26 protein-coding genes, 2 other RNA genes and 2 riboswitches are annotated in these 26,106 nt (G+C 33.8%); of the genes, 3 read left to right on the forward strand and 25 right to left on the reverse strand.

Annotation, left to right across the window (positions count from 1 at the left end; genetic code table 11):
- Positions 1–110 precede the first annotated feature (110 nt).
- The 15 genes from Q3V31_RS03305 to Q3V31_RS03375 all read right to left on the reverse strand — a co-directional run bounded on the left by Q3V31_RS03305 (position 111) and on the right by Q3V31_RS03375 (position 14,695).
- Positions 111–1,658, reverse strand: coding sequence for a glycoside hydrolase family protein (locus Q3V31_RS03305; RefSeq protein WP_071733705.1), 1,548 nt, complete (start codon positions 1,656–1,658; stop codon positions 111–113).
- Between the two features lie 92 nt (positions 1,659–1,750).
- Positions 1,751–2,803, reverse strand: coding sequence for a glycosyltransferase family 4 protein (locus tag Q3V31_RS03310; protein WP_001023689.1), 1,053 nt, complete (start codon positions 2,801–2,803; stop codon positions 1,751–1,753).
- Entirely contained in the window at positions 2,800–3,600 is an 801-nt protein-coding gene (locus Q3V31_RS03315; RefSeq protein WP_000237698.1) for a glycosyltransferase family 2 protein, read from the reverse strand. Before Q3V31_RS03315 ends, Q3V31_RS03310 begins: the two co-directional genes overlap by 4 nt.
- Positions 3,575–4,789, reverse strand: a complete 1,215-nt coding sequence (locus tag Q3V31_RS03320; protein ID WP_329762328.1) for an O-antigen ligase family protein — start codon at positions 4,787–4,789, stop codon at positions 3,575–3,577. The genes Q3V31_RS03315 and Q3V31_RS03320 overlap by 26 nt, the downstream gene beginning before the upstream one ends.
- 3 nt (positions 4,790–4,792) lie before the next feature.
- Positions 4,793–6,229, reverse strand: a complete 1,437-nt coding sequence (locus tag Q3V31_RS03325) for an oligosaccharide flippase family protein (RefSeq protein WP_141435191.1) — start codon at positions 6,227–6,229, stop codon at positions 4,793–4,795.
- 83 nt (positions 6,230–6,312) lie between these two features.
- Positions 6,313–6,951: a sugar transferase gene (locus Q3V31_RS03330; RefSeq protein ID WP_000617638.1), complete on the reverse strand. Its 639-nt coding sequence runs from the start codon at positions 6,949–6,951 to the stop codon at positions 6,313–6,315.
- Between the two features lie 18 nt (positions 6,952–6,969).
- Positions 6,970–7,590, reverse strand: coding sequence for a CpsD/CapB family tyrosine-protein kinase (locus Q3V31_RS03335; protein WP_016129038.1), 621 nt, complete (start codon positions 7,588–7,590; stop codon positions 6,970–6,972).
- Positions 7,577–8,320, reverse strand: a complete 744-nt coding sequence (locus tag Q3V31_RS03340; RefSeq protein ID WP_000807066.1) for a YveK family protein — start codon at positions 8,318–8,320, stop codon at positions 7,577–7,579. Before Q3V31_RS03340 ends, Q3V31_RS03335 begins: the two co-directional genes overlap by 14 nt.
- Positions 8,321–9,514, reverse strand: coding sequence for an acyltransferase family protein (locus Q3V31_RS03345; RefSeq protein WP_000439459.1), 1,194 nt, complete (start codon positions 9,512–9,514; stop codon positions 8,321–8,323).
- Between the two features lie 332 nt (positions 9,515–9,846).
- Entirely contained in the window at positions 9,847–9,987 is a 141-nt protein-coding gene (locus Q3V31_RS03350) for an FbpB family small basic protein (protein WP_001228050.1), read from the reverse strand.
- A gap of 187 nt (positions 9,988–10,174) precedes the next feature.
- A complete protein-coding gene (locus Q3V31_RS03355; RefSeq protein ID WP_000757066.1) occupies positions 10,175–11,041 on the reverse strand; it encodes a 5'-3' exonuclease in 867 nt (288 codons plus the stop codon).
- A gap of 132 nt (positions 11,042–11,173) precedes the next feature.
- Positions 11,174–11,899 (reverse strand): P-type ATPase actuator domain-containing protein, encoded by a 726-nt coding sequence (locus Q3V31_RS03360; RefSeq protein ID WP_000967616.1) that lies wholly within the window; start codon positions 11,897–11,899, stop codon positions 11,174–11,176.
- 351 nt (positions 11,900–12,250) lie between these two features.
- Positions 12,251–12,414: riboswitch (M-box (ykoK) riboswitch) on the reverse strand.
- A gap of 346 nt (positions 12,415–12,760) precedes the next feature.
- Entirely contained in the window at positions 12,761–13,147 is a 387-nt protein-coding gene (locus tag Q3V31_RS03365) for a DUF350 domain-containing protein (RefSeq protein ID WP_000606866.1), read from the reverse strand.
- On the reverse strand, positions 13,148–14,380 hold the full coding sequence (locus tag Q3V31_RS03370) for a glutathionylspermidine synthase family protein (protein WP_329762332.1): 1,233 nt from the start codon (positions 14,378–14,380) through the stop codon (positions 13,148–13,150).
- Between the two features lie 3 nt (positions 14,381–14,383).
- Positions 14,384–14,695, reverse strand: a complete 312-nt coding sequence (locus Q3V31_RS03375; RefSeq protein ID WP_000169032.1) for a hypothetical protein — start codon at positions 14,693–14,695, stop codon at positions 14,384–14,386.
- Positions 14,696–14,778: 83 nt separating this feature from the next.
- Here Q3V31_RS03375 and Q3V31_RS03380 point away from each other — a divergent pair, with 83 nt between their 5' ends.
- Entirely contained in the window at positions 14,779–15,228 is a 450-nt protein-coding gene (locus Q3V31_RS03380) for a hypothetical protein (RefSeq protein WP_001235544.1), read from the forward strand.
- 54 nt (positions 15,229–15,282) lie between these two features.
- Here the strand turns inward: Q3V31_RS03380 and ssrS (Q3V31_RS03385) are convergent.
- The 5 genes from ssrS (Q3V31_RS03385) to Q3V31_RS03405 form a co-directional block, all read right to left on the reverse strand.
- Positions 15,283–15,466, reverse strand: a non-coding RNA gene (gene ssrS, locus Q3V31_RS03385) — 6S RNA.
- A 21-nt stretch (positions 15,467–15,487) separates the two neighbouring features.
- Positions 15,488–15,670: non-coding RNA, 6S RNA (gene ssrS, locus Q3V31_RS03390), on the reverse strand.
- Positions 15,671–15,786: 116 nt separating this feature from the next.
- Positions 15,787–16,620: a sulfurtransferase gene (locus tag Q3V31_RS03395; protein ID WP_000637537.1), complete on the reverse strand. Its 834-nt coding sequence runs from the start codon at positions 16,618–16,620 to the stop codon at positions 15,787–15,789.
- 2 nt (positions 16,621–16,622) lie between these two features.
- The gene (locus Q3V31_RS03400) at positions 16,623–16,895 is read right to left on the reverse strand and encodes a YpbS family protein (protein ID WP_000451807.1); all 273 of its coding nucleotides are present in this window, start codon (positions 16,893–16,895) and stop codon (positions 16,623–16,625) included.
- Positions 16,896–16,916: 21 nt separating this feature from the next.
- Positions 16,917–17,384: a GNAT family N-acetyltransferase gene (locus tag Q3V31_RS03405; RefSeq protein ID WP_000383628.1), complete on the reverse strand. Its 468-nt coding sequence runs from the start codon at positions 17,382–17,384 to the stop codon at positions 16,917–16,919.
- A gap of 71 nt (positions 17,385–17,455) precedes the next feature.
- Between Q3V31_RS03405 and Q3V31_RS03410 the strand changes: the two genes are divergently transcribed.
- Positions 17,456–17,710 (forward strand): DUF3931 domain-containing protein, encoded by a 255-nt coding sequence (locus tag Q3V31_RS03410; RefSeq protein ID WP_000369740.1) that lies wholly within the window; start codon positions 17,456–17,458, stop codon positions 17,708–17,710.
- A gap of 3 nt (positions 17,711–17,713) precedes the next feature.
- Here Q3V31_RS03410 and Q3V31_RS03415 read toward each other — a convergent pair whose 3' ends face one another.
- A complete protein-coding gene (locus Q3V31_RS03415; protein ID WP_000182145.1) occupies positions 17,714–21,373 on the reverse strand; it encodes a dynamin family protein in 3,660 nt (1,219 codons plus the stop codon).
- 194 nt (positions 21,374–21,567) lie between these two features.
- Entirely contained in the window at positions 21,568–21,825 is a 258-nt protein-coding gene (locus Q3V31_RS03420; RefSeq protein WP_001270160.1) for a hypothetical protein, read from the reverse strand.
- 100 nt (positions 21,826–21,925) lie between these two features.
- On the opposite strand from Q3V31_RS03420, the gene Q3V31_RS03425 reads away from it, so the two are divergent.
- Complete coding sequence (locus tag Q3V31_RS03425) at positions 21,926–23,089, forward strand: DUF418 domain-containing protein (RefSeq protein ID WP_000193100.1); 1,164 nt, start codon at positions 21,926–21,928, stop codon at positions 23,087–23,089.
- A 15-nt stretch (positions 23,090–23,104) separates the two neighbouring features.
- On the opposite strand, the gene pbuX is transcribed toward Q3V31_RS03425, so the two are convergent.
- The 3 genes from pbuX to Q3V31_RS03440 form a co-directional block, all read right to left on the reverse strand.
- Complete coding sequence (gene pbuX / locus Q3V31_RS03430) at positions 23,105–24,427, reverse strand: xanthine permease PbuX (protein WP_329762426.1); 1,323 nt, start codon at positions 24,425–24,427, stop codon at positions 23,105–23,107.
- A 2-nt stretch (positions 24,428–24,429) separates the two neighbouring features.
- A complete protein-coding gene (locus Q3V31_RS03435) occupies positions 24,430–25,023 on the reverse strand; it encodes a xanthine phosphoribosyltransferase (protein ID WP_000866479.1) in 594 nt (197 codons plus the stop codon).
- A 107-nt stretch (positions 25,024–25,130) separates the two neighbouring features.
- Positions 25,131–25,232, reverse strand: a riboswitch (purine riboswitch).
- Between the two features lie 117 nt (positions 25,233–25,349).
- Positions 25,350–26,096, reverse strand: a complete 747-nt coding sequence (locus Q3V31_RS03440; RefSeq protein WP_016129035.1) for a type I methionyl aminopeptidase — start codon at positions 26,094–26,096, stop codon at positions 25,350–25,352.
- Positions 26,097–26,106 lie beyond the last annotated feature (10 nt).

The raw sequence follows: 26,106 nt of genomic DNA on the forward strand, positions 1-26,106 counted from the left end.
TAACATTCAAACTACAAGCTTTTTTCATTCTACAGACTACACGTCCTCTTTTAAAACGAATTCATCACACCACCTAATACTTGTACAACTTATACAAAGAGAAGAACATCTCAAGTTATTTTAGTTGTAATAAGCTGACCCGCTTCATTTATAGTAACTTTCCATTTTACTCCACCAGCAGTTTTCATAATTACACCTTTACTTGCTTCTAACTCAATATCTCCAAACATTCTTCCACCAGTTGTCGCTAACCAAGCATTTCCATTTTCCATAGAAGACCTTGCAAAAATACGATTAATTCGAAAACGCTTATGGTCTTGAGAGTACCCACTCAATGTAATTCTTACTTTATATAACTGATTAGCTTTCATATTCGATATAATTGTATCTCCAACATTTAATGGAACATCTGCCGCGATAATCCAACTCCCAGTTGCACTTAATGCATATTCAATTTTAATTTTTTTTGGGCTCTCTCCCCATCCAAAGTACATCCCAATACAATTCAACATTTTAATCGGATTTTTCGTAAAGTCCAATTCAATAACAACTGGATTACTATCTGGAACATCGATATAATTCACACTTTGTTCATCTATTAAATTAAAACAATTAGCGATATTTCCTCCGTAAGGCAATTTCCCACTTACTTGCTTAACACTATACTTCAGCTGGGCATTTACTAAAATATCATCTTGATTTCCTATTAAATGTGGTTTATTCAGCGTCAAAGGTAACTGAACCCGAAGTGATTCTTCATAAGTAGACTTACAAACATTGTATTGTCCGTTATCTACAATAGTTGTTGAAAGTAAATTTGAAAAAAGGTAGTTACGATGGGAATTAGAAGAAAATTCAATTACTATTTGTTCACTACTCATCCTGTACGTATCCCAAATCATACAGTTGAATGTATTATAAGCACCTGAACAACGAATTGCTTTTTTCGTTTGTTGTCTACATTGCACTTGAATATCATGAAACGTATTTCCTGAACTTTCATTTGGTAAATCACTATTCCCATCTACTTCTATTCCATACTGACATCCATCAATAAATATAGATTGAAATACATTTGCGTTAATCCAGCAAGGTGTATTTATATTGTCTACATATTCCGTTTTTAAATATATTGCAGTTTGAAAATTTTTAACTTGAACATAGTTAACTTGAAAGAAACTAATATAATCCCACGCTTTTTGACAATAAAAATGTATAGCTTTTCCTTTATATGATGGTGTGGTATTTATTATATTTATATTTGATATGACAGATTGATTAGGCACTTCTATTTGTTGTGAACCGGAAACATAAATAACAGATGACTGAAATACTTGATTAATAACTTGAATAGTACCGCCAGTTATAGAAGCATTACTTTGTAACTCAAACGCATTAAAATCTCCATCAATTTGCAGCGTTACGGTAGGATCTAACTCTAATCTTACGTTGGATTTAATAACAATCGGCTTCAATATTTTATACGTATTAACCCCTGTAATTCTTACCGTTGAAATTCGGTTCGCTACACAATAATTAATCGCTTGTTGAATCGCTAACGAACTATCACTTCCTGAATTCGGAACTGCACCAAAGCAATCAATATGAACACTATTTTCTGGCGCACACTCCTCTTGTGAAGAAATATATTCTGACAAAATAAATTCACTCCTCATATTGCCTTTTTCATATAATATGTGAGTTCTCTCTTAAAAGTTTGTATCATAAAAAAAACAAACGACCTCCACGGTCATTTGTTTAATTCATATATATCCTTCGTTTCTTCTACCATTTTAGTTAACGAGAAATTTCTTTCCGCTTTTTCTCGCGCTTTCACTCTAATATCATTCACCTTTTCTTCATTTCCTTGTAATTCCTCCAGCACGTCTGCAAATTCAGATTCGCAATATTCAGTTATTAAAACACCTGATTCTCCATCTATTACCGCTTCATTTATTCCACCGACATCTATTGAAACAATTGGTGTTCCTGTAGCCATTGCTTCAATTACTACCATTGGAAACACTTCACGAAAAGATAATAAAAGTAATACATCCATATTTCCTATAAACTTATGTGGCTCTGAAATATTTCCTAACATCTTTACACTTTGTAGCAAGTCATATTTTTCCATTTCTTTCATAATAGATTCTTTCTCTGGTCCATCACCAGCAATATAAAACATAAAATCATTTCTCTTTTTCAACACATTTGCAATTTTAATAAATAGTTGATGATTTTTCTCCTTGGATAATCTAGCTAATATACCTACTTTATAAGTAGATTCTTTCTTTTTCTGCTGGAATAAAAATTTTTCAATATCCACACCGTTGTAGATTGTCTTTACTTTCTCTTCAGCTACATGAATTGAAATTAAGTTATTCTTTTCAAATTCACTTACTGTAATAATATTGTTCACATATTTATTCATGACATAACGAAAAAGAATTGGCATTTTCTTTTCTAGTATCGTTACATTATGTTTCGTATACACGATTTTTATCTTTCTTTTAATAAACTTTTGAAGTAGAAAAGCATATAATACCATTCGCAAACTATTTGCATGAATAAGTTCTATCTTTCGTTTATAAATCTCTTTTCGTAAGTAATGAATATTTCTCAAATGATTCCATCGACTAAGTAACATGAAATTTTCTTTTCTGGTAAGAGATTGATATAATTCTCCCTCACCTGCAGCTGTATAAACCGTAATGTTTTCATATTGCAAATTGTTTTCCAATTTACAGAAGTAGCTCTCGGCTCCACCAGTTATCAATTTATCTGTCATCAATAATATATTCATACTTGCGTCTTCCCAACTACATTGATTTTATTTTTTCTGTAAGCATGATAAGCATACTTACTAAAATAAAAAAAGGTTTGCAATGAATTAAGTGGTTTTTGTGCTCTTAACAGCTTCCAATATCGGAAGGCCGCCCTTATTTTATTTCTCGAAACAGAATTTGTAACAATCCTATATTTTGCCAATACTTGCTGTATCCCTTTCGCTTCATATCCTTTACTTAATAAGTTCAGCCATAATGCTGTATCTTCAGGCTGCACACTAGGCATTTCAATACAAGGAATTTTCTCACGATCAAGCATCACTGTTAAACACCCAATAATTGTGTTTCCTACTAAATAATGATAATCAACAAATTCCGGTACGTTCACCTCTTTATTCAGGGCATTACTATTTTCATCAATTAAACTATAGGACGTATACGAAAACGCAACATTCATTCCTTCCATAAATAACAATTGCGTCTCCAATTTATTGGGTAGCCAAATATCATCACTATCTAAAAAGGCAATATACCTTCCTCTCGCTTCTTTAATCGCTATATTCCTAGCTTTAGCAGCACCCATATTTTCTTCTAATGATAATAACCGAATTCGCGAATCCCCTTCTATCATCTCTTTAATTTTTACAAATGAGTGGTCCGTTGAAGCATCATCAACGATAAGCATTTCCCAATTTTTATAAGATTGACTCTGCACAGATGTGATTGTCTCACCAATAAAACGTAAACTATTATAAGAAGGTGTTATTATAGAAACACAAGGCGCCTCGTTATGTACTGATAGACACTTTACCATCTATCATTCCCCTTCCTTCATATGTTGAAATGTATTTCACAACAACTGCTAAAAATAAAAAGAAAGCTTCGTTAATAATAAGTGACAATGACATCATCTGAAATAAAAATGCAATCATAGTCAATAAAAGATATGGTTTTTCACGAAATAAGTTATACTTAGTCAACTTCACCATTAGAATACATAAAAAAGCACTATATAAAAGGAAACCAATTGTACCCGATTCAGATAAAATTTCTAAAAATGTATTGTGTACATATAGTTTTTCATTGAACTGATACTCATAATAATTCGAAAAATTAAAAGCACCGATACCAATATATGGATTAGATAAAAAATATTTGAAAGCAGCTTCCCATAGTGTAAATCTGCCACTCCCATTATCGTGCGAAAAATCAGAAATCCGATCATGTAATATATCATCTAGTTTTCCACCCATTACTACATTCGCTAAACTAAAAATAACAATACTAAATATTACTAAACCTATTACTATTTTCACTTTTTTAGCAAAGCTGGACATACATATATATACAACCAGAACAAGCGCAATTGCTAAAATCCCACCTCTTGAAAATGTTAATAAACTCGTCGTAACACATAAAACCAATCCGATGATGTTGGTCATGTTATATAAATTTGTCATATAATACATAAAAAATATCGTATTATAAAAAATAAAAATGTTAGGATCATCTAATAACCCAATTAACCTCGGATATCCTCTATCTACTAATAATCCAGCATAAATTTCTCTCTCTTCTCCGCCAGATAATCCAAAATGTTGTAACCCGACTATATAAAGTATGAGACTTACAATATTAAATACTAATCCTACATAGACAATGGCTGACTCGAGCACTACTATTTCGGTGTTCCCCAGTAAATTCCTCATAATAAAATAACATCCTAAAACAAGCAATACGCCAAAAATCATACGAATACTAGCACTTAAATATATAGAAAGAATACCACTTAAACAATAAATGAAATAGAACAGTAAAAATACCACTTCATGAAAATATAGCTTTTGAATATGAAAGTCTTTAATTGTTAAACAAAAATAAATGACTAAGAAAATCATATATATTTTCAAGGAAAATCCTATATATATATTGTATTTACTTAACATAACAAACAAAATTAAAAGAAAAATCCATTTCATCGAAATTTGCATATTATTTTCCATAGGCTATATCCCCTGTTTCGTAATATAATCCTTTTCTCGTGTCTTTCGTATAAACGAAAGAATAAGTTTTTTCAACTCCTGATCATATAGGAATATACCAACTACTGCGATAAACGTATGAAGTACAAGTGCAATCAAATTGTACGTATGTAACATATATTGCACTCCAATAAAAGTTACACCAAAATAAATTGTATACGGTATTACAATTTGAAATACAATTTTCCCCTTCACTACACTTACTGTTATATATCCAACTAAGGCCACTATCTCAAATAAAACCATAGCATAAGCTGCTCCTATAACTCCCCAGATACTACTGAAGCTGTATAGCATAATTCCACCAATCACTAAAGCAACACACTGCACGACAGTTCTTTTCTTTTGCCCCCCACTCGTTGTTAAACCATCAGCGATAGCAATATTTATACTTTGTAACACAATAAGAAAAGATAATATTTGAAGTGGCTCTACTGCATTACTCCATTCCTCATGAAAAAATATAGAAATAAAATATGGTGCTAAATTATATAAGCCTATCGTCATACATATACCCACAACTGCCATTGATTTCATTTGAAGTATATTTAATTTCGTATGCTCTTCTAAATTATTTTGGTTATAATGTTTAAAGAGCACCGGGAAAAACGCTCCTGCAATTACCCCCGGCACTTGGTATAAAGCTGCTGGCATCCGATAGGCAACCGCGAAAACACCTACCATACTTAATGACAATGTATAGTTGAGTAAAATAGGTGCTAATTGTGGCGTACTCATTATTAAAAAACCACTTACAATAAAAGGTGCTAATTGCCAAAATAATCCTTTATGAACTTTTACTTTCATATTCATATTCGTTTTTCTTCTCATTACGAAAAAACTAAATAAACCACCGATCATATAACCAAAACCATATAAACTAGCCGTTATATACACTGGTAGTTCTCCAAAAATACAGAAACATGTAATTATGATGACAATAGATGCTGATACAACTTTAATAAGGGCTATATATTTCATACGTTCCATCAACTGAAAATACGCAATCCCTATATTTTGCCACGTTAGTCCTATTAACATTAAGAACATTACGTTCAACATCATATAAATTAAATCCTTATCCTCATACACAAAATGAATAGCTATATAACCAATTACCGAAATGACAATTAGAAGAATCATCCTTATCTTTATATACGAAGATAAAATTGCCTCTAAATCTACTCCTTCCTTTGCTCCTTCTCGAAGAAATGTATTACTAAGTCCTAAATCTGTAAAAAATAACATAACAAATGTTAATGCGATTGCAACACTAAACATCCCGTAATTTTGTGCATTAAAAAAGTTGGCTAAAGCAATTAAACTAATGGCTTGAAGAAGATTAGCTAAAATCGTACTATAAAATAGATGTACAATATTGTTTAGAATGGATCTACCCATACCAGTTCTCCTTTGCATGTAACCTACTTAGATTCGTTGTATATTCATCTATTATTTGTATAAAAACATATTTACTATGTTTTTTATCTTGCACCATTCCCATTCAATACAATTAAAACAGTTTTACATAAAATACGAATATCCATCCTAATCGTTTTCAGTTCAATATACTCCATGTCTAATTTCAACTTTTCTTGCGGATCAAGATTATATCCTCCATTTATTTGTGCCCATCCAGTTAACCCCGGCTTCACTATTAAACGATCCTTAAATTCTGGAATATAAGCATCAAATTGATTATAAAAATACTCCCTCTCTGGTCTAGGACCAACAAAAGACATATCACCTTTTAAAATATTTATAAGTTGTGGTAATTCATCAATTCTCGTTTTTCTTATAAACAATCCAATCTTTGTAATTCTTGAATCATTTTCGTTTGCCCATTGCGGTCCGTTCTTTTCAGCGTCCTTTATCATCGACCTTAATTTAAATAAATTAAACTTCTTTCCATTTATTCCTAAACGCTCTTGAAAGTAGATTGGAGCTCCAGGTGTTTCTAAAGCAATCATAATACAAAAGAACAACATAAGTGGTAACATTATTAGTAACAATATGAGTGAAAATATTATATCAAACAAGCGTTTTACACTTCGATTCAAAATGCTATCCTTTTCTTGAGCCGGAATAGTATACAACTTAGCTTGATTTGTTTCACGAATCATGGATCGTTACCCCCATATTCAAGAATATAAAACTATACCGATTAATTCACATTCTTTCCTCTTTATATCCGTTATTACTTTTTGTACTGTACGTAAGGAATCTTTTCGTTTTTTGACTGCCAAGACCACTCCATCGCATTTACCCGCAATAATGTGCGTAGCAGGAAGCTCAAATACTTCAGATGAATAAAAGAAAATGTAATCAAAATCTTCTTTCCACTTAGCAATTACATTATCAAATTCATCCATAGCAACTAAGGGCGTTCCGCTGTGTACCGTTTTTTTTGCAGGAATACAATACAAGTATTTAGACAAATCACTTGAAAAAGTTTCATAATTACATGGAGGGGAGCTTATTATATCGTTTACTGTTGTCGCAAGATCGCTTTGTAATAGTAGGTGTAGTTTAGGTTCCGAAAAATTCACATCGATAAGTAACACCTTTTTTTTCATTTCCGCAAACACTAGCCCCATATTTACTATAAGCGAGGCAACGACGCCTCTGTCTTTCGTTGAAGTAACTGAGAATAGTTGTTTTCCAGATTTTTTCAACTCATGATATACAGTATAAAACTGCTCTTTCATCAGAGCATCATGCGGATCGAATGGCAGATTTTTCTTTGTCTTAAACATCGACATGTTCACCTCGATATATAGATGATTGCTTATCAAACTCTGTAGGTTTCTTTTTTCTTTTCGGTTTCATATTTATATGACCAATAACAGAGACTGTCGTTATTTTCTCTAAATCCTGTTCCACGTATATCCGTTCATCAAAATAATCTCGAAATACAGCTAAACCTACACCAACAAAAAAACTAACAATTAAAGAGATAGGAATGATAAGTTGAAATTTCGGAAACAGCTTTTCAGCTTCTTCCTGTAACTCTCGGTCAGTTAATATTTTTACCCCCTGTACATTCGTATACTGTTGAAAGCTTTTTTGAGATTGTTCTGCCAATGACTTTACAATCTCTTTCACGATTTTAGGATCCGAATCTTTTACTGTAACAGTAACAATTTGTGAGTTGTCCGTATTCAACACCGAAATTTTTTGTGCTAATTCATAACTTGATTGTTCTAATTTCAAAGTGTTTTTTACTGTCGAAATAATAAGTGGACTTTTTAAAATGTCAACAAACGATGTTACAAGTTGCTTATTTTCTTGTGTTTTATTCGCTGTATTTTCCTTATTAAACTCATCTAAATTTCCAACAAGAATTTGCGCTGAATATTGATACGAAGGCTTTAGCACATACATAGAAATAAGAACTAGAGAAACGGTTAAACAACACATCGTCAAAATGATCGTTACGAATCTCCTTTTCAATAACTGTTGAAAATCTTTTATACTCATTTCTTGCTTCAATTATTTCACCGCCTTTGTCTGAATAACATCCTGCACATCATTTTCTACTAATAACTCTTTCCTCTCTCTATCCGCTCGCTTTGTTACATACTTTCCGACTCTAAATGCAAATTTTTCTACAAATACATACGAAATCGTTGCTAGTATAAGCGAAAGAATAAGCGACAAAATTAAAACAATAGGTAACGGTAATATTTCATGGAGCACGTATATAAGAGAAAACAAAGATATGCTATGGTACAAATAAAGACTGTAAGAAATCTTCCCCAAATATAACAAGTATTTATTATGCAGTAAGGACGACAAAGTTGATACTGACAAGCTTAATATGACAAATAGACATGCGCTTATCGCTACTACGAAGTCTCGAAATATAAAATTATTGAGCACTTTAATTTCTCCAATAAGCCCTTCATACATATAAAGTAAAATCGCAAATAAAAACCATGTAATTTTCGTATTTTTAGTACAATTACTATAAAAAGCTATTAAATTATTTTTATACTTCGCAACTAGTGCTCCTAGTAAAAACAGCACTGTGTAATGCAACGTTAATACATAGCTTGTTAATGTTAAACTTGAGCGAAATAATAATAATATCACGACAGAACATATACTAAAACTAAACAATGATAGCAATGAACCCCTTACTGTTTTGCGTAAACAAACCATCAAAACTAACGGGAAAATTATAGATATTCGCATTTCATGTACAAGTGACCAAATCACACTGTTATATGTATCTGTATTATATTTCCCAACCAATAAAACATGCTGTGCTATTAGACTTAAAGAACTTTCAATCGTCCATGAGCGATTAAACCATTCGCTTAAATAAGAAATACCATATTTACTTATTGTAGTCTGGCATATAATAGCTATGACTATTGCCACAATATACGGAATATATATTCTGCATATACGTTTTAAAAGGTATGATCCATAGCTACTATTTGTTTTTTGAATAGATTCATACAAAACAAATCCACTCAAAACAAAAAAGATAATAACAGATTCGTTACCACTACTAAAAATAAGACGTGCAGGCGTTTCTTTTAATAGATATACAACAAATGGTTTATTATCTTCATAACTGTAATTTTGAAATGCTGAGAAAATCATCAAATGATGACCAATCATTACTACCAATGAAGAAATTCCTCTTATAGAATCCAGTTCTTCATGCCTCTCCATCGTTTTACATCAACTCCTAATGAAATGATAATAATCATTTCAAAGCGACATCTTTATTCATATTCCTCTCCTTTCTTTTCATTCCAATTTTTCATATTAAAATGATTTTATAGTATAAATTTGAGTGTATTGTAACATTTTTTGTAATATTATGAATAGTGAATTTTCAAAATTGGTATATACCAATTTCAACCTCGAAAAATGGTTAATATTGTTAGAAAAACACTATAAAAATATGTTGCATACTTACAAAATTAAAGAGAGGACTAGTGTTTTTTCAAAATAAAATAAAAAAGATAGCCTTTATTTATAGGCTATCTTTTTTATTTTATTTAATTATTAGCACCATTATATGCTACATGTCGTTTCTCAATCCGTTCTTCAATTTCTTTCATATTCTCTTTATTAGTTAGTAGGGATTGTTTATTTTCTATTAATAATTGTTTAAAGGATTTTCTCACTTTTTTTCGCATGTTTATTTTCCTCCTTGGGGGATGGTTTATATAAAAGATAAGGAATTATCTGTGTGTTCTTATAATAATTGATTGTTGTGAATTCCATTTGAACTTCAGATGAAAATTCCGTTTATTTTCTGACAACTTTGTGAACAAAAAAAGAAAGGTTAATCAAAAATATATTTGATCAACCTTTCCATACTCTTTAAAGCATATTAATTAATATTTCAGGTCTTCCCCAATTCATTTCTTCACAAACAAATCGTAGTTTTTCTTCGTCCATTGTGTGCAATCCTTCTTCTAATGAGCATGAAATTGGAACTTCACAATGAATTTGCGCTAATTGTAATGAAATATTTAAGTTCTCTAAATCACTTTCAATTTTTGTACGCTGTGCTTTCGTTAATGACGCTACATTTTCTAGTACAGCTGATACTGTTCCGTGTTCTTGAATAAGCTTATATGCTGTTTTTTCACCGATACCTTTTACACCTGGATAATTATCACTCGTATCCCCCATGAAAGCTTTCGCATGGACAATTTGCCACGGTTCTACGCCTTTCTCTTCCATGATTTTCTCTGGTGTGTAATACTCGTAATTGCCAATTCCTTTACGCAGAAGCATAACTGTAACGTTCTTATCAACAAGTTGAAGTAAATCTGTATCACCAGTTAAAATATAAACTTCAGCCTCATTACAATATTGCTTTGCAAGCGTACCAATACAATCATCAGCTTCATAGCCTTTCATTCCGATGACTGGAATTGATAATTTAGCAGTCATTTCTTGCACTAAATCAAATTGTGGAATTAATTCTTCTGGCGGTGCTGCACGATTTGCTTTATAATTCGAGAACGATTCTGTTCTAAATGTCGTACTTCCCATATCCCAGCACGTTACAATGTGTGTTGGCTCAATTGCTTGTGTTGCCGTTAATAAATGCTTCATATAACCATGAATCCCATTCGTTGGGGTACCATCTTGTCTCTTCATAAATTGTCCGTAGACACTTGTTGCGTAAAAAGCACGAAATAATAGTGCCATACCATCAACTAATAATACTTTTTTCATAATACCTCTCCTACTAACAAAAAATAATAACCTCACGTTATCACATAAGGTTATATATAGATTACCATTCTACGTTTTTGTTCAACTTTGTCTATTATACATTGTTTTTTTATATTTAGCATCATTAACAAATTAGGACGTTCTACCACAACAAGTATGAAGTATTCCTGAATACGTATTTTTACCTGTCGAAACAACTACAGCTTTTGCAGTTCCGCCAACAATATACGTACCTTTGAAACATACATTTTCAAGTTCAAGTGGATTATAGTCTTTCATCCGTTTTAATGGAATAAATCGTTTACGTTCTAGATGATAGCAGCTTTCAAATTTCTCAATACTAGCATCGTTTCCTGTCAGCATAGATTCATTCACTAATAAATCATTTGCATAAATAATACGTACATCTGCTGGTACTGTATCGCCCTCTGAAAGAAAAATCATATCCCCAGGTACAAGCTCTTGTACTGGTAGCTTCATCATTTTCAATTCATTGTTTAGCCCTGGTAGGCTAGATGCTTCTACTCTAGAAACAGTAACTGTTTCACATTGTAATTCATCACTCACATTTTGTTTTGACAGACCTGGGATCATTTCACTTAGCTTCATCATTACTTCCGCAATACGTGCTCTTTTTGAAGTTAATTCATTTCGCCCGTATACTTGAATACGTTTTTGTGCCTCTTTCATAGATAGCCCGTCTCTTGTTGTTTTAAAATACGCAAATACAGATTTTACATCTCTTGTTGCGATTTCAATTAATAAATCTTTATTCTTTTGAAGCATTGTTTGTTCTTTCATTGCTTTTTTACTTAATTTATAAGTAGTGTTACCCACACTTTTATTTACATATAACATATTATCGTCTCCTCCTTTAAACATAGGAAGAAACGCTTTGTTTCTCAATTTATCCACTTTAGCGTGAAAGTGTCTAGCGCTGAAATACTTGAATAAACGCTACATTATGATAAATATAAAGGGAGGAACAAGTCGTTTCCTGCCTACATCATACATTTTTGATTTGAAGCATATGGGTAACGGAACCGAGTCAGAATTTGACATGCTCCTCACCTCCTCATTTATTTTTTAGTTATAATCTATACTATGAAATTATTCATAGCTTTGTAACAAAAAAAGACCCTTACTCATAAGAGAGCAAAGGTCATTGCATACACAAATAAGCGATTCCTAATATAATTAGAAATCTACAGACCTCTCCCTCGTCGAGTTTTAGCACTGTATAGCATAGGTTCATTACCAGCTACGTTAAGAAAAACCTTAATTCGATCATTCCTGTTGACCCATTGGCGTCTCTCGACATTTTTGGGCAGTAGCATTTCTCTATACAGGAGCCTCACCTAACAGAGACTTATTTTAATTACATAGAAAATGTTACTCTTATTTAAAATAGATGTCAACACTTTGTATGGAAACTTTTCCTTATTACGACAACTACCTCTAGTAGAGTACACTAATACGCATTCGACTACATAAAGTGAAACTTTAACCAGTTGGGGGGTTTGTTCATCCCCCACTGATTATTAGCCCTCACTAATCGGACTTTTACGGGCAGTTAATCTCCCAAATAACTTCTTTGTTCCAGCTGAATTTTGAGGTAAAAGTTTTACTGCCCACAAATATCGGGATAAATTACTTGAACACATATCGCAAAAAATTAGCACATAAAAAATAAAATCCTTACGTTAAAACGTAAGGATTTTAATATGTTACACAACCAGCAATTACAACTCCGATTGAAAGTGATAAAAACATAAGGAATAGACCGACTGCTTGATTATCTTCTTCAAGGCTTTTATTAATGTTAAAACGTGGTGTAAGCCATTCTGCTAAATAAAATACAACAATCTGTGCTAATATCCCAACTGCTCCCCACGAGACCATATCCAAAAGTGAAATAGAATTAGCAGCTGTTGAATATAAAACGATAGCTAGCCCAAGTACTCTTCCTCCAAGTACATAGCTTACCGCTTTGTTTCCTTGAGCCATTAACTTGAACTCTTTCACTTTCGTTGTTACTTCCATAAGAAAAAGGCCGATACATAGTAGTGCAAGTGATACTCCTAAATATAGTAAAAAATTAATCATTTATTTCCCTCCCTTTTTAATACCTACCGGTAAATAATACGATTCATTCCCTGTAATTTTTCCTCCAGCACGTATTCCGATACCGCTCGCTTTTCCAGCAATTAAAAACGCCCCAAATACATATGAGAGCTCTTCAATCCCTTTTTCAGTTTCAAGAACAACTACTGGAAGCTCTGTATATTCTTGAAATATCGGTAGTGACGTTTTATATGTTTCATGCACATTTCGAATTATAATACTTTCGTCTTTATCACGAATCGTAATCGTATCCCCTTCCCTACCAAACGAAGGTTTTTGAACGAAAGAATTCTTTTCCAAAAATAAATCCGGCTCTAAATATGTAGGTAGCATGTATTCTTTAATCCACTGTTGTTCCTCACTTGTGTAAAATAACCCCTCTTCTGCTAATCCCCAAATAAGACATTGAATTGATTTAGGCTGAAGTAAAAAAGCCGATACAGGATTTATAATAAAAAGCTTTCCTTCTTTCACAAGTTGCAAAAGTTCCACTCCTACCAAATCCCCTGTTTCCGGATCTCGATCTTCAATCAAATCTTCAATCGGATATGTTTGACGATACAAAACATCGATTCGTACACCATCTCCATCTACTAAAGCATCATCAGTAATTCTAAGCTCTGACATTGGCATCACTTTATTTTCAACTTGACATAACTGACTCAAATACATAGTCGTATTCCAATCTTCTATATGTTCATGATGAGATGTAAAAACGACATTTGGAGTCTCTATCCCTTTTGTCGCTTCCATTACAGCCTTTGTAATACCAGAAGACAGTAAACGCTCTTCATTTGCATTTGGATTATCATAGCCTAACTCTTCACAAACTTCCCCATTCATTTGAAAGCATTCTACAATAAAAGTTGGTGTATCACTATTAAACTCAAGCATTTTAATACAATTATCATCTGTTAAGGCAAAATCAAATCGTGAAATAACAGATTCCGGATACAGTCCTTTCATCCTAATAAAAGGCAAGCTTGTAGGTGGAAAACCAAATTCTAACAGCTGCTCGTCAGATAAACTCCGAAAAATTCTAGCAGTCTTAAAAAATATTTCCCCCATTCGTTCAGTCGCTACTTGCAACTGTTTCATAGTTTGCTCTGTTATTGGAAAAACATGAAACAAACTATACTCACTTTCATATAAATCCGACCAAAAATTCGGATATTTCGAATAAAACTCTTTTCGATCCCTTATGTATTGCGACATATTTTAGCCCCCAAATCCTCCCTTTGAACCGCTTCCAATTCCACCTTTAAATTCCGCAGACGATTGATAAGATTTAAACGCCGATGAATTTTTAAAAGTGGATTTATTTTGATAGTAACTCCCACCATAGAAGTAATGCCCACGATAACCTGAACTACTATCATCACACTGCCATACCCCAAGTTCATCATCCCAATCCCAATCTGAACAACTATTATCATTCGGTTTTGGGGGAAGATCTTGTGCGCAGCCAAATAAAGTGCCAGTCATTAAAGACGTTACGACACCACCTACTAGCCATTTCGTTTTTGTCACCTTCGCACTCCCCTTTTTAAATTCTATTCCTATTATATAGGATGGCATGATAAAGTAGAAGAAAAAGGAAGAAGAGGGATAAAATGCGCTTAGAATATCGACTTAATAACGAAACAAAAGGGTATCCTGCTTTATGGAACTACGCAAACATTTCTAATCCTGAAATCATCGCACGCATGACTTGTGAATATTTTATAAAAGATAAAAATACATATGTTGTTACTGCAACTTCAGTAGATCCAGACGGAGCAGCAGTTATATATATTCAAAAAGAAGAGTTTGCAAATGACCCTTCAGACCCTACATACTCCCACATCGGTTTTGAAGTTAGAGAACTAAGTGAAACGAGTTCATGCATAATAGATAGTAAAGATATATGGAACTATGAAGAAATTTTACCATCTCTTCATTCAGATATTATATATATTCAGCGCGACGGTATGCATATGGAGTTCACTTTAGATTCAAGAGAGATTGATGAAGACAGAAAGTGCTATATTTATTATGGAAACTTCACAGGTGAATCCAGATAAAGTAGATATATTTATGCAACAAAAAAACCTTACGTATAAAACGTAAGGTTTTTATTTAGCCCCACATATGCCGTTCTCTCTAGATGTCCATAAACCTGCTCTCACAGGTGGATGCTCTCACAAATGTTTGTAACTTCCTTCTTAAAAAGACGGCTTGTTAGCTACATTTAAATATTGAACTTCCATATTAAACTTATTGGTTTAAGACATGCATAAGCTACGTACACCGTAGGAATTTTATATAATGTTAGTTGAAATAAGACCCCCGCACGTGCCGCTCCTCGTAAATGTCCAAAAACCCGCTACTCGCAGGTGGATGCCCTCACAGTTACCGTACATCTTCCTCCACAAGGAAGGCTTGATGATGGTCGCTAAATATTGAGCTTCCGTATAACTAACATCGGTTTTAGACATAAATAAGTTACGCACACCGCAGGATGTATTATTTACTTGTCGTTATATTATCACATTGTTTCCAATGTGTAAAATACAAATTTTTTCGAGCAATCTCTTGCTTGTGACCTTATTTTAATACAAATTATTTTTGCATGCAAGTGATTAATCTTCTTCTTTTGCAATTTGATTTTCTGGATAAGAAATCCAATCACTCCAGCTACCTGCATACAATTTAACATTTTGGAATCCAGCTAATTTCAATGCAAGGATATTTGGACATGCTGTAACACCAGAACCACAATATACAATTGTTTCCTTATCTTTCGAAAGATTTTGGAATCGTTCTTGTTGTCCAGCTTTATTCTTAAATTGTCCTGATTGTACAATTCCATCCTTCCAAAAATAGTTTACTGCTGTCGGAATATGTCCTGCTTTTGGATCAACTAGTTCCTCTACACCAGCATAACGTTTTGGCTCTCTAGAATCAATTAACGTAACATCTGCACCTGCATGAATATTCTCTCTCACCGTTTCCATCGTTACAAGCATATGATCTTGTACATTTGCTTTGAATGTTTTTCGTATAGCAACAGGAATTTCCGTTGTTATCGGTAGTCCATTCTCTTTCCAAGCTGGAAATCCGCCATCTAATATATATACTTTCTCATGTCCTACATAGTTTAATAACCACCAGAGACGAGAAGCATTTGCACCCGCTTGACTGTCATATGCAATTACCGTCGTATGTTCACCAATACCAGCTTGTGAAAGCTTGTCTGCAAACTCCTCAATATTCGGCAATGGATGGCGACCACCATGTTCTGTTACAGGACTTGATAAATCTATATTCAAATCAAAATATAACGCATGAAGAATATGTTCTTCCTCATACTTTTCTCTACCCCAATTAGGATTCGCTAAATCAAAACGACAATCGATTATACGGACATTCTCATCTTCTATATGCTCACGTAACCATTCGACTGTAACTATCATCTTTAACGACCTTCTTTCTCTTGCAAACGACTTACATACTCCATAACCATTTCTTCTGTAACAAATTTACGCTGCAGTGTAACACCATTTTTTGCAAGATCATTAATTTGCTTTGTCACAACATTAATGACATCAACCGAAAATTCTTTCCCCTTTGACGCAAGAGATACGGCTGCTTCAATAGCTGCTTCACGCTGCGCATCTAATTGTAAACATGCTTTTACACTTTCATTTTGTTTACGAGAATGTGCTGTAATTGCTTTATGTACTTCCATCTTCTCTTCCCCCTAAATAAGTTATACGTTCTTATTCAATTCCATTGCAAGCCGAATCATATCACGACATACAATCCCATTTTCAATAATCTCTTCTTCATAATGCTTTGAAAAGTAATCAAAATCAATAGAAAAAATACGAAATCCACATTTTTGATATAACGTAAGTTGTGAAACGCTAGAATTACCTGTCCCAATTTCAATTTTGTGCATGTCATATCCTTTAGCTATTTCTATCGCATGCAACAACATCTTCTTACCAATACCTTTCCCTTGCATATGTTCTACAACCGCAATATTCATAATTTCCATCGTCTTTGGTCTTGTTTCTAACAACACATATACACCAACCACTTTCCCCTCTACTTTAGCTACATATACTATTCCTCTCTGTATATATGTAGCGATTTGCCGCTCGCTTGGATCAGCAAGCAAGAGTAAAGACTTTGGCACATTATCTTTAGAAACACGATTTAATACAACATCCATAAAAATTCCCCCTTCTCTATTGTTCTAAACCCTCCTTGTCTACCATAAGTAATAGAAAGGAGGGATTCACCATGGACAACAATGAGAAAAAATGCAACGTCATCTCCATAGATGGAAAGAAAAAGAAGAGCGACACATATTCCTATCCCAAATTAGTAGTCGAAAACAAAACATATGAGTTTTCTTCATTCGTCTTATGCGGTGAAACACCAGACGGCAGACGCTTAGTTCTTACTCATATGATTTCTACTGATGAATTCGCAGGGTTCGTAAAATCTTTAGATACTGTATTACAAAAGAAAATTGAACGAATCTTTTTTTCATAGCGACTATATAACATAAATTTCTTTTTCTATTTCTATTAACTGCTTTTGAAGCTCTTCTTTACTTTGCTCATATAGTGTTACATCAATTGTTTCAGCTAAAGCAAATAATATACTTTCATAATATTTCTCAACATCTTGTTGCATCACTTTTTGGAATAAATTCCATTTTGTATCCCACTCTTGCTTATAATGATGAACGAATAAATCTTCTTCATCAGCTACATAGTTTGATACGAAAGGTTCTAGTACTCCTTTAGCATCTTCTTGCATAAAAGCTTTATCATTTTTTTCAAAAAAGCTTTTCTCATTTTTAAAATGCGCTAGTGCCTTTTTGAAATCTTTTATTTCTATTGAAGGAAATGGCTCTTTATGTGTAATAACTTTATATTCATAATCTACTGTTCCACCCATAGAAATCGATTCATTTTCTCCTTTGCAGTTCACAACAATTTCATCCTTCGCGCGCTTCATCGCTTCATCTATCCACCTTTCAAGACGTAATGATGTCGCACGCATTTCTTGTAATAAATCATGTTGAATAAATGAAACTAATTCCATTACACACTGTTGCAACTGCGTTTTTACATTCCCATCCGTTCGAAGTGATGCTGGATTAATAAATTCAGTAAACACATCGTTATAGCGCAGGAATAAGCGTTGTTGTACGTAATAAAGCAATTCTTTCACTTCATTTTGCATTGCTTGTTCTTCAGCAAGCACACTATATGATGAAATAATATGAAGTAGCTGATCACGCTCTGCTTCATATTTTTTTGTTTGCTTCGCTTTCTCATCATTTCCCTGCTTTGCGCCATTTATCATATTTACTAGAAGCTGATTTGCTCCTTGCAATGCACTATATAAAGCATGCACAGATACAAGCATTAAATCCCTCATCATAAAGGATGTAAATGATTCTTCAAACTTAGCAATCCCAGAGTTTTGTAAGACGCCATACTTTTCTTTGTCAATACTTTTCCCTTGTTTTTCCTCAAGCGCACATAAACTTGAAATTGCAAATAAACGCGGATTTCTAATACCATATTGCAAGAGCTGATCTGCAATATAACCTTTTACCATTTCAAGTTCTTCTTCAGACTCTGCTAAATCGGCCGCATTAATTAAGAAGAACATTTTATCAAGCGCAAACGTATCCTTTACACGACCGAGCTGAATTAAAAATTCACGATCTGCACGAGAGAAAACATGATTATAGTATGTTACGAATAAAATAGCATCCGCATTTTTAATATACTGGAATGCAACATCCGTATGGCGGGCGTTAATCGAATCAGCTCCTGGTGTATCTACAAGAGCTACTCCTTGTCTTGTTAAAGCACAATCGTAATAAAGCTCCATATACTCAACAAAGCATGATTTTTCTTCATTAGCTACATAATCAGAGAATTCTTCTAACGTTACTTGTACTTGTTCCCCTAAATGAGCAGCAACTGCCTCATATCCTTTTTGTACCGCTCGTAAAAAGCTAAATGTTGTTTTTTGCTTCCCGCTCGGTGAAGGATATTTCATAATTTTATCAATTTGCGTTAACGCTTCATCTAACGTAGTAATCTCATAATGAAACAGCTTATAAACAGCTTTCACATCTTCTAATAGTGCTTGCTTTGATTTAAACTGAACAATTACTGTTCCGTGTGGTTTTTCCTCTGTAACCGGCAAAATTTGATTAATCGTTGCTGTCGTTGGGTTTGGTGATACAGGAAGCACCTTTTCACCGAGCAATGCGTTAGCAAATGATGATTTCCCAGCACTAAAAGCTCCAAATAATGCTACTGTAAATTGCTTCGTTTCTACACGCTGTCTTTTTCCAACTACTTCTTGCTGTAAATGTTTCAGTGTAGGCAATGGATCTAATATTGTTTCAGCTTTCTTCACTTTTTCTAATATACGCTGAATATTTAAAGCTGCCGTCCCTTTAATTTCTTCTTCACTAGCCATTTCGTTATCATTTACGATTTCTTGCTCTTGTAGCGTAAACTTCTCACTAACAATTTGTTTTTCACTTTGTAATATTTCGTCTATTCGCAATCCATCTGGTATAGAAATATGTTCATTCCAAACATCTCCTAAATAACTCTCATATTCCTCATACGCCTGAATGTATTGTAATTTCGTTTCTTTTGCTGTTTGTAACATCGTGTATTTTTCAATCTCTTCTTCAATACGAGCAACTTCTATCTTCGCTTTTTTCTGCAATGTACCCGTACTTTTCCCAAAGATTTGCTGGGATTTCATAAAGTATCTTTTTTTCAACTCATTTGCAACATCAGCGGTATATAGAAGTAAGTAATCACCAGTAAAGCCAGCCCCTTGTTTAATTGTCTCCGCCAATAATTCCGGCCCGAAAGCAATCTCTAGAGCATATATGTCCTTCCCAATTTCCTCTGTAAATAATCCCTCTTCTTTTAAGAAGGTTACAATGAATTCTTTCACATGAAAATCAAGTTGCGTTTCAACAGTCTTTTGAAGGGTGGAATGAAAAGCATCCACACGTCTCTGTTTTTCTTGCTCCGTCTTTCCCTTCGCAAATAGCAAACCAACTTTAAATTTCGTTAATTTCGTTTCTAAATACTCATTTGCCAATTCTCTCATTTCAAATGGCATTAAATACGCGTTATCTAATATAGCTTGTAAACCTTTAATAAATTCATTTCTTACATCAGACTCTTTACTCGATGCTCGATTTTTATTTTCAATTAACTCTTCCTTCTTTTCAACAATCTCTGAAAGCGACAGCGGTGAGACTAATTCTTCCGCATATTTTATAAGCTGTTTTTCATTTTCAGAAAGAATAAATGAGAAATGTTCTTGCAGTAAATATTCTGTTTCTCGCTCCATTCCCTTACTTACATACTGCTCTTTTTCTTTCATGATAGAAGAGATTAGTACTTCTAAACGTTGAATCTCATTGTATGGATGATTCATCATTCGCAATGATGTATAAAAAATACCATCCACTTCAATATCCCAGTTAGCAAAAGATTGTTTTACACTTTCTCTATACTCTTCAAAAGATAGTTCATTTTCTTTATGCTTATCTATTTGGTTTACAACAAGATAAACCGTTTTATTACGTTGTTTCAATTCTTTAACAAATTGTAAGTTTACTTCTGATTGGACATGGTTATAATCCATCATGTAAAAAATAACATCTGCAAGATGCAGTGTTGATTCTGTTGCTAATTGGTGAGCATCATCTGTAGAATCAATTCCTGGCGTATCAACTAACATAACTCCGTCAGGAATTGGTGCATCATTTCGATAAATATGAACACCAATTACCTCATCACCGTCTTTACATATTTGTTTTAATTCTTCTGCTGAATATGCGCCGTCATATTCATACTGCTCTCCAGACTTAATCGTAACAACAACGCGATCAGAACCTTTTTCAATTTTAACGACATTAGCACTCGTTGGAATTGGACTTGTCGGTAGTAATTGCGCTTTATATAGATGATTCATCATCGTCGATTTCCCTGCCGAAAAATGACCACAAAAAGCTATCATAAGCTGTTCTTGTTTATATTTTTGAATCACTTCAAACAACTTCAAACTATTCTCTGCATCTCCATGTTTTTGCCACTCTTCATAAAAACAAACAAGTTTTTTCATACCGTTTGTCTGTACTATGTTTGTCATCCCCTTGTTCCCCTTTATCCAAGATGTATATACTTTATCCCGCTATTTGTGTGACAATAATCATTTAGGACTGAGCATCCCCATGATTACAGTTTCACTTTACTATCATACTAAATTTTCAGCATATTCTCATTAAAAATAAAAAAATCCCTTTCATTCTTTTTACAAACGAAAGGGATTTTATGTAATATTATTCATTTTGTTGTTCCTACTCCATTTAATACATACTTTGTAACACCAAAATATATAGCAATCGTTCCTGCAACAAGTGCATACACCATATTAACACACCAACCTTTTTTGATAATGATTATCACTTTTAAATACATTTTATCATTAAAGAGAATCATTATCAACAAATTTCTAAAAAAGAAAGCTCCTTCGGGAAAAGGAGCTTTACTGCCTGTTTTAAAGAAGTTTAAAACTTGCTGTGCACTCTTATTATATCTCATAATACACAACTTAACAGCTTTAAAAATTGGAAATTGCCTATATACCCTCCTCTTTACATTTTGTATAATAAAAGGGAATTACTTAACAAGGAGGAAAATAATGACACAAAATATTTCACAAGGCGAGAGGATACATTCCATCGATATTATTAGGGGAATAGCTGTACTAGGTATTTTTCTTGTTAACTGGCCTGTTATCGCTGGGATTGACTCACGTGATCTTTCAGGAGTTTATGAGGGGCTAGATAGCTATATCCGTCTATTTTACGATATGTTTATTCAAACCAAATTTTATACAATTTTTTCGTTTTTATTCGGCCTAGGCTTTTACATTTTTATGACTCGTGCTGAAGCGAAAACAGATCGCCCAAAAACTTTATTTGTTCGTCGCTTACTTATTTTATTATTATTTGGTTTCTTACATTACGTTCTTTTATGGGACGGAGACATTTTACATACTTATGCAATCGCTGGATTTTTCTTATTTTTATTTTATAAGAGAGAACCTCGTACCATTTTAATATGGGCAATCGTTTTATTAAGTATTTTTCAGTTTTTCATGCTAATCGCTAGTATAGTGGTTGCCTTAGTACCAAAGGCAGAGTTAGGGTTTTCCTTACCGATCATGCCACTTGAAGACTTTGTGTCACAAATACAAAATCGTTTCCATGCATTTTATTCTGAAGGAATTGGACTAAACGCATTCATGCTCCCAGAAACAGTTGGACTATTTTTACTTGGTTTATACGCCGGCAAAAAAGATATTTTCCGCCGCACGAAAGAGTTAGATCCAAAGCTTAAAAAATGGCAAATCATTATGTTCATTTTGACATTACCAATGTGGTTCTTCATGGTCCGTTACTTCTTATCAAAACCATCTTATGAACCATTTTATATGCAGGCCTTTACAATGTTTAGTGGAAAAACATTATTCATATTCTATATTTTCACGCTCATGCGTTTATTACAAAAAGAAAGATGGCAAACATTATTACGTCCGTTCCAATATGTCGGACGAATGGCGTTAACAAATTACATCACGCATACGATTGTTACGTTACTTGTATTCGGCCTATTTTTCAAAAATTATTATCCCGCTCCATTATGGGTGGGACCACTATTTTGCATCGGCTTTTATACGTTACAAATCTTTATTAGCCGCTGGTGGCTTTCACGTTACCAATATGGGCCACTTGAATACATTTGGCGCCTTGGTACGTACGGTAAGATGATGCCACTTAAAAAGAAAAGCAAGGTCTCATAATGAGACCTTGCTTTTTTACGCTTCTCTTACTGCACTTTGCATAGACACTGGCTCTTCTTTTACTTTCACTTTACGCTGCGGCACCATATTAAATACGATATTTAAAAGTACTGCTGACGCACTTCCAAGTACAATTCCGTTATCCGTTAAAATACGAATATTTTCAGGAAGCTGTGAGAATAACGTTGGAACAACTGTAACTCCAAGTCCGATTCCGACAGAACATGCGACAATTAATAAATTTTCTTGTTTTCCAAAATCAACGCTACTTAACATTTTAATACCATATGCCATAACCATACCGAACATTGCTAGCATTGCACCGCCAAGTACTGATTTCGGAATAATTGTTGTGATAGCTGCGATTTTTGGAATGAACCCAAGAACAATTAACATACCACCGCAAGTATAAATAATAACGCGATTTCTTACTCCAGTTAATTGAACAAGTCCTACGTTTTGAGAGTAAGTTGTATATGGAAATGCGTTAAAAATTCCACCTAAAACCATTGCTAATCCTTCTGCACGATAACCTTTTGTTAATTCTTTTTCACCGATCTTTTTATTACAAATATCAGATAATGCAAAATATACACCTGTTGCTTCTACAATCCCTACGCAAGCAACGAGAATCATTGTAATAATTGGTGTTAATTCAAATGTTGGTGTACCGAAGTAAAATGGCTGAATACCATGGAACCAATCTGCCTCTCCAACCGCTTGCAAGCTTACTTTCCCCATAAATGCCGCAGCAATTGTACCGAACAACAGACCAAGTAATATAGAGATTGAACGGATAAATCCGTCAAAGAAACGATAGATAATGATGATAAATAATAAAACTCCAAATGCTAAAGCTAAATTTTCAAGACTTCCGAAATCTTTGCTGCCTACTCCTCCAGCCATATCATTAATAGCTGCTGGAACAAGTGTAACCCCAATGACTGTAACAACAGACCCTGTTACTACAGGAGGAAATAGTTTTACAAGTTTCCCAAATAATTTCGCGAAAATAACAACAAATAATCCCGCAGCAATAATTGCCCCATATACGGAAGACACACCGTATTGTTTACCAATTGCAATCATCGGCCCAACCGCTGTAAATGTACAACCAAGTACAACCGGAAGTCCAATACCGAAAAAGCGATTTGATAATGCTTGTAAAATCGTTGCAACGCCGCACATTAATAAGTCAATCGATACTAAATACGTTAATTCTTGTTGATTTAAACCAAGTCCTCCGCCGACAATAAGAGGAACAATAATTGCGCCAGCATACATGGCAAGCATGTGCTGCATACCAAGCGATGCTATTTTAAATGGGTGCTGCTTCATTGTTAATTCACCTCCGCAGTTTCTTGCTGTACAAATGTAACTGTGCCGTTATCAAGTGATGCAATTTCTGCTAGTGATTCAACACGAACACCCTGTTCACGCAGCTTCTTTCCTCCATCTTGAAATGCTTTTTCAATAACAATGCCAATTCCCGCAATACTTGCACCAGCTTGCTCTACTAAACTCATTAATCCTAAAGCAGCCTGGCCGTTTGCTAAAAAGTCATCAATGATTAACACACGATCATTTTCATCGATATGATTTCGAGATAATGAAATCTCGTTCGTTTCTTGTTTTGTAAATGAATATACTTTCGCCACATACATATTATCTTGTAACGTTAACGATTTACGTTTTCTTGCAAAGATTACTTTTACACCAAGCTCTAATGCAGCCATAACTGCTGGTGCAATGCCTGAAGATTCAATCGTCACGATTTTTGTAATGTTCTCTTCTTTAAAACGCTTAGCAAATTCTTTTCCGATCTCTTGCATAAGTACTGGGTCAATTTGATGATTTAAAAATGCATCTACCTTTAATACGTCACCAGATAAAACCTTTCCTTCGTTCAAAATCTTTTCTTGTAATACTTTCATGTTTGTTCCCCCTCTTATGCAATAAAAAACTCCAAAAGCCGCCACCACTCGTTACAAGTGAGAGACGCGCTTTTGGAGTTTCGCAAAAAAAGAATGCTAAACAAGCAAATATATTCGTCCTCACTCATAGTCAAAGTATTTACGGTACTTCGGTAGAAACTTGCAGGCCATATCCCCGCGATTATATGAGTGTAGCTAACTATTTATTTTATAGAAGGATTATAACGCACTTTTTATAATTTGGAAAGTATTTATTTTAAAAAACACGTACAAATTTTACAAAAACACTATTTTCGTTCGAGTTTTGCAAACTCTTACATTCTCTATTATAGCTTCGTTAAAATGACCGGCCCATCTTTTGTAATCGCAATTGTATGCTCATATTGAGCTGATAATTTACCGTCCATCGTTCTTGCAGTCCATCCGTTTAAATCAACTTTAGAATATCGCATACCTACATTTACAATCGGCTCAATCGTAATTACCATTCCCTCTTGTAGCTCAGGCCCTTGTCCTTGCTTCCCAAAATGAAAAATTGCTGGTTCTTCATGAATCTCTTTACCAATTCCATGTCCCGTAAAATCTCTTGCGACAGAAAAACCTTCAGCATTTGCATAACTTTCAATGGCATAGCCAATATCTCCTACATGGTTACCGATTACCGCCTGATCAATCCCTTTATACAAAGCATTCTCAGCTACTAACAATAACCTTTCTGCTTCATTAGAAATATCGCCAACTGTATACGTCCATGCAGAATCTGAAAGCGCACCATTTAAGTTTACTACCATGTCAATTTTCACAATATCGCCTTTAGTTAAAGGAACATCTGCCGGAAACCCATGACACATTTCATCGTTTACAGATGCACATATTGCATATGGATACCCGTTGTAACCTTTCTGCTCAGATGTTGCACCATGCTTTTCTAAATACGCTTCAACAAACGTCTCAATTTCTTGTGTCGTTATTCCTGGTTTTATCATTTTTCCAATTTCTCTATGACATGAAGCAAGTAATTTCCCAGATTCATGCATCAAATCTATTTCATTTTTCGTTTTAATTGTAATCATACTATCTCTA

This window comes from Bacillus nitratireducens, from assembly GCF_036320425.1.
Classification (GTDB): domain Bacteria; phylum Bacillota; class Bacilli; order Bacillales; family Bacillaceae_G; genus Bacillus_A; species Bacillus_A nitratireducens.

Excerpts from the sequence above, each read along its gene's own strand:
- Q3V31_RS03395 (WP_000637537.1), bottom strand. The coding sequence starts at position 16,620 with ATGATAGTTACAGTCGAATGGTTACGTGAGCATATAGAAGATGAGAAT.
- Q3V31_RS03315 (WP_000237698.1), bottom strand. The coding sequence starts at position 3,600 with ATGGTAAAGTGTCTATCAGTACATAACGAGGCGCCTTGTGTTTCTATA.
- Q3V31_RS03380 (WP_001235544.1), top strand. The coding sequence starts at position 14,779 with ATGCGCTTAGAATATCGACTTAATAACGAAACAAAAGGGTATCCTGCT.
- Q3V31_RS03365 (WP_000606866.1), bottom strand. The coding sequence starts at position 13,147 with ATGATTAATTTTTTACTATATTTAGGAGTATCACTTGCACTACTATGT.
- Q3V31_RS03400 (WP_000451807.1), bottom strand. The coding sequence starts at position 16,895 with ATGGAAGTACATAAAGCAATTACAGCACATTCTCGTAAACAAAATGAA.
- pbuX (WP_329762426.1), bottom strand. The coding sequence starts at position 24,427 with ATGAAGCAGCACCCATTTAAAATAGCATCGCTTGGTATGCAGCACATG.
- Q3V31_RS03335 (WP_016129038.1), bottom strand. The coding sequence starts at position 7,590 with ATGTCGATGTTTAAGACAAAGAAAAATCTGCCATTCGATCCGCATGAT.
- Q3V31_RS03415 (WP_000182145.1), bottom strand. The coding sequence starts at position 21,373 with ATGACAAACATAGTACAGACAAACGGTATGAAAAAACTTGTTTGTTTT.
- Q3V31_RS03350 (WP_001228050.1), bottom strand. The coding sequence starts at position 9,987 with ATGCGAAAAAAAGTGAGAAAATCCTTTAAACAATTATTAATAGAAAAT.
- Q3V31_RS03360 (WP_000967616.1), bottom strand. The coding sequence starts at position 11,899 with ATGTTATATGTAAATAAAAGTGTGGGTAACACTACTTATAAATTAAGT.
- Q3V31_RS03370 (WP_329762332.1), bottom strand. The coding sequence starts at position 14,380 with ATGTCGCAATACATAAGGGATCGAAAAGAGTTTTATTCGAAATATCCG.
- Q3V31_RS03435 (WP_000866479.1), bottom strand. The coding sequence starts at position 25,023 with ATGAAAGTATTACAAGAAAAGATTTTGAACGAAGGAAAGGTTTTATCT.
- Q3V31_RS03320 (WP_329762328.1), bottom strand. The coding sequence starts at position 4,789 with ATGGAAAATAATATGCAAATTTCGATGAAATGGATTTTTCTTTTAATT.
- Q3V31_RS03325 (WP_141435191.1), bottom strand. The coding sequence starts at position 6,229 with ATGGGTAGATCCATTCTAAACAATATTGTACATCTATTTTATAGTACG.
- Q3V31_RS03425 (WP_000193100.1), top strand. The coding sequence starts at position 21,926 with ATGACACAAAATATTTCACAAGGCGAGAGGATACATTCCATCGATATT.
- Q3V31_RS03310 (WP_001023689.1), bottom strand. The coding sequence starts at position 2,803 with ATGAATATATTATTGATGACAGATAAATTGATAACTGGTGGAGCCGAG.
- Q3V31_RS03345 (WP_000439459.1), bottom strand. The coding sequence starts at position 9,514 with ATGGAGAGGCATGAAGAACTGGATTCTATAAGAGGAATTTCTTCATTG.
- Q3V31_RS03410 (WP_000369740.1), top strand. The coding sequence starts at position 17,456 with ATGGACAACAATGAGAAAAAATGCAACGTCATCTCCATAGATGGAAAG.
- Q3V31_RS03330 (WP_000617638.1), bottom strand. The coding sequence starts at position 6,951 with ATGATTCGTGAAACAAATCAAGCTAAGTTGTATACTATTCCGGCTCAA.
- Q3V31_RS03405 (WP_000383628.1), bottom strand. The coding sequence starts at position 17,384 with ATGGATGTTGTATTAAATCGTGTTTCTAAAGATAATGTGCCAAAGTCT.
- Q3V31_RS03420 (WP_001270160.1), bottom strand. The coding sequence starts at position 21,825 with ATGAGATATAATAAGAGTGCACAGCAAGTTTTAAACTTCTTTAAAACA.
- Q3V31_RS03440 (WP_016129035.1), bottom strand. The coding sequence starts at position 26,096 with ATGATTACAATTAAAACGAAAAATGAAATAGATTTGATGCATGAATCT.
- Q3V31_RS03355 (WP_000757066.1), bottom strand. The coding sequence starts at position 11,041 with ATGAAAAAAGTATTATTAGTTGATGGTATGGCACTATTATTTCGTGCT.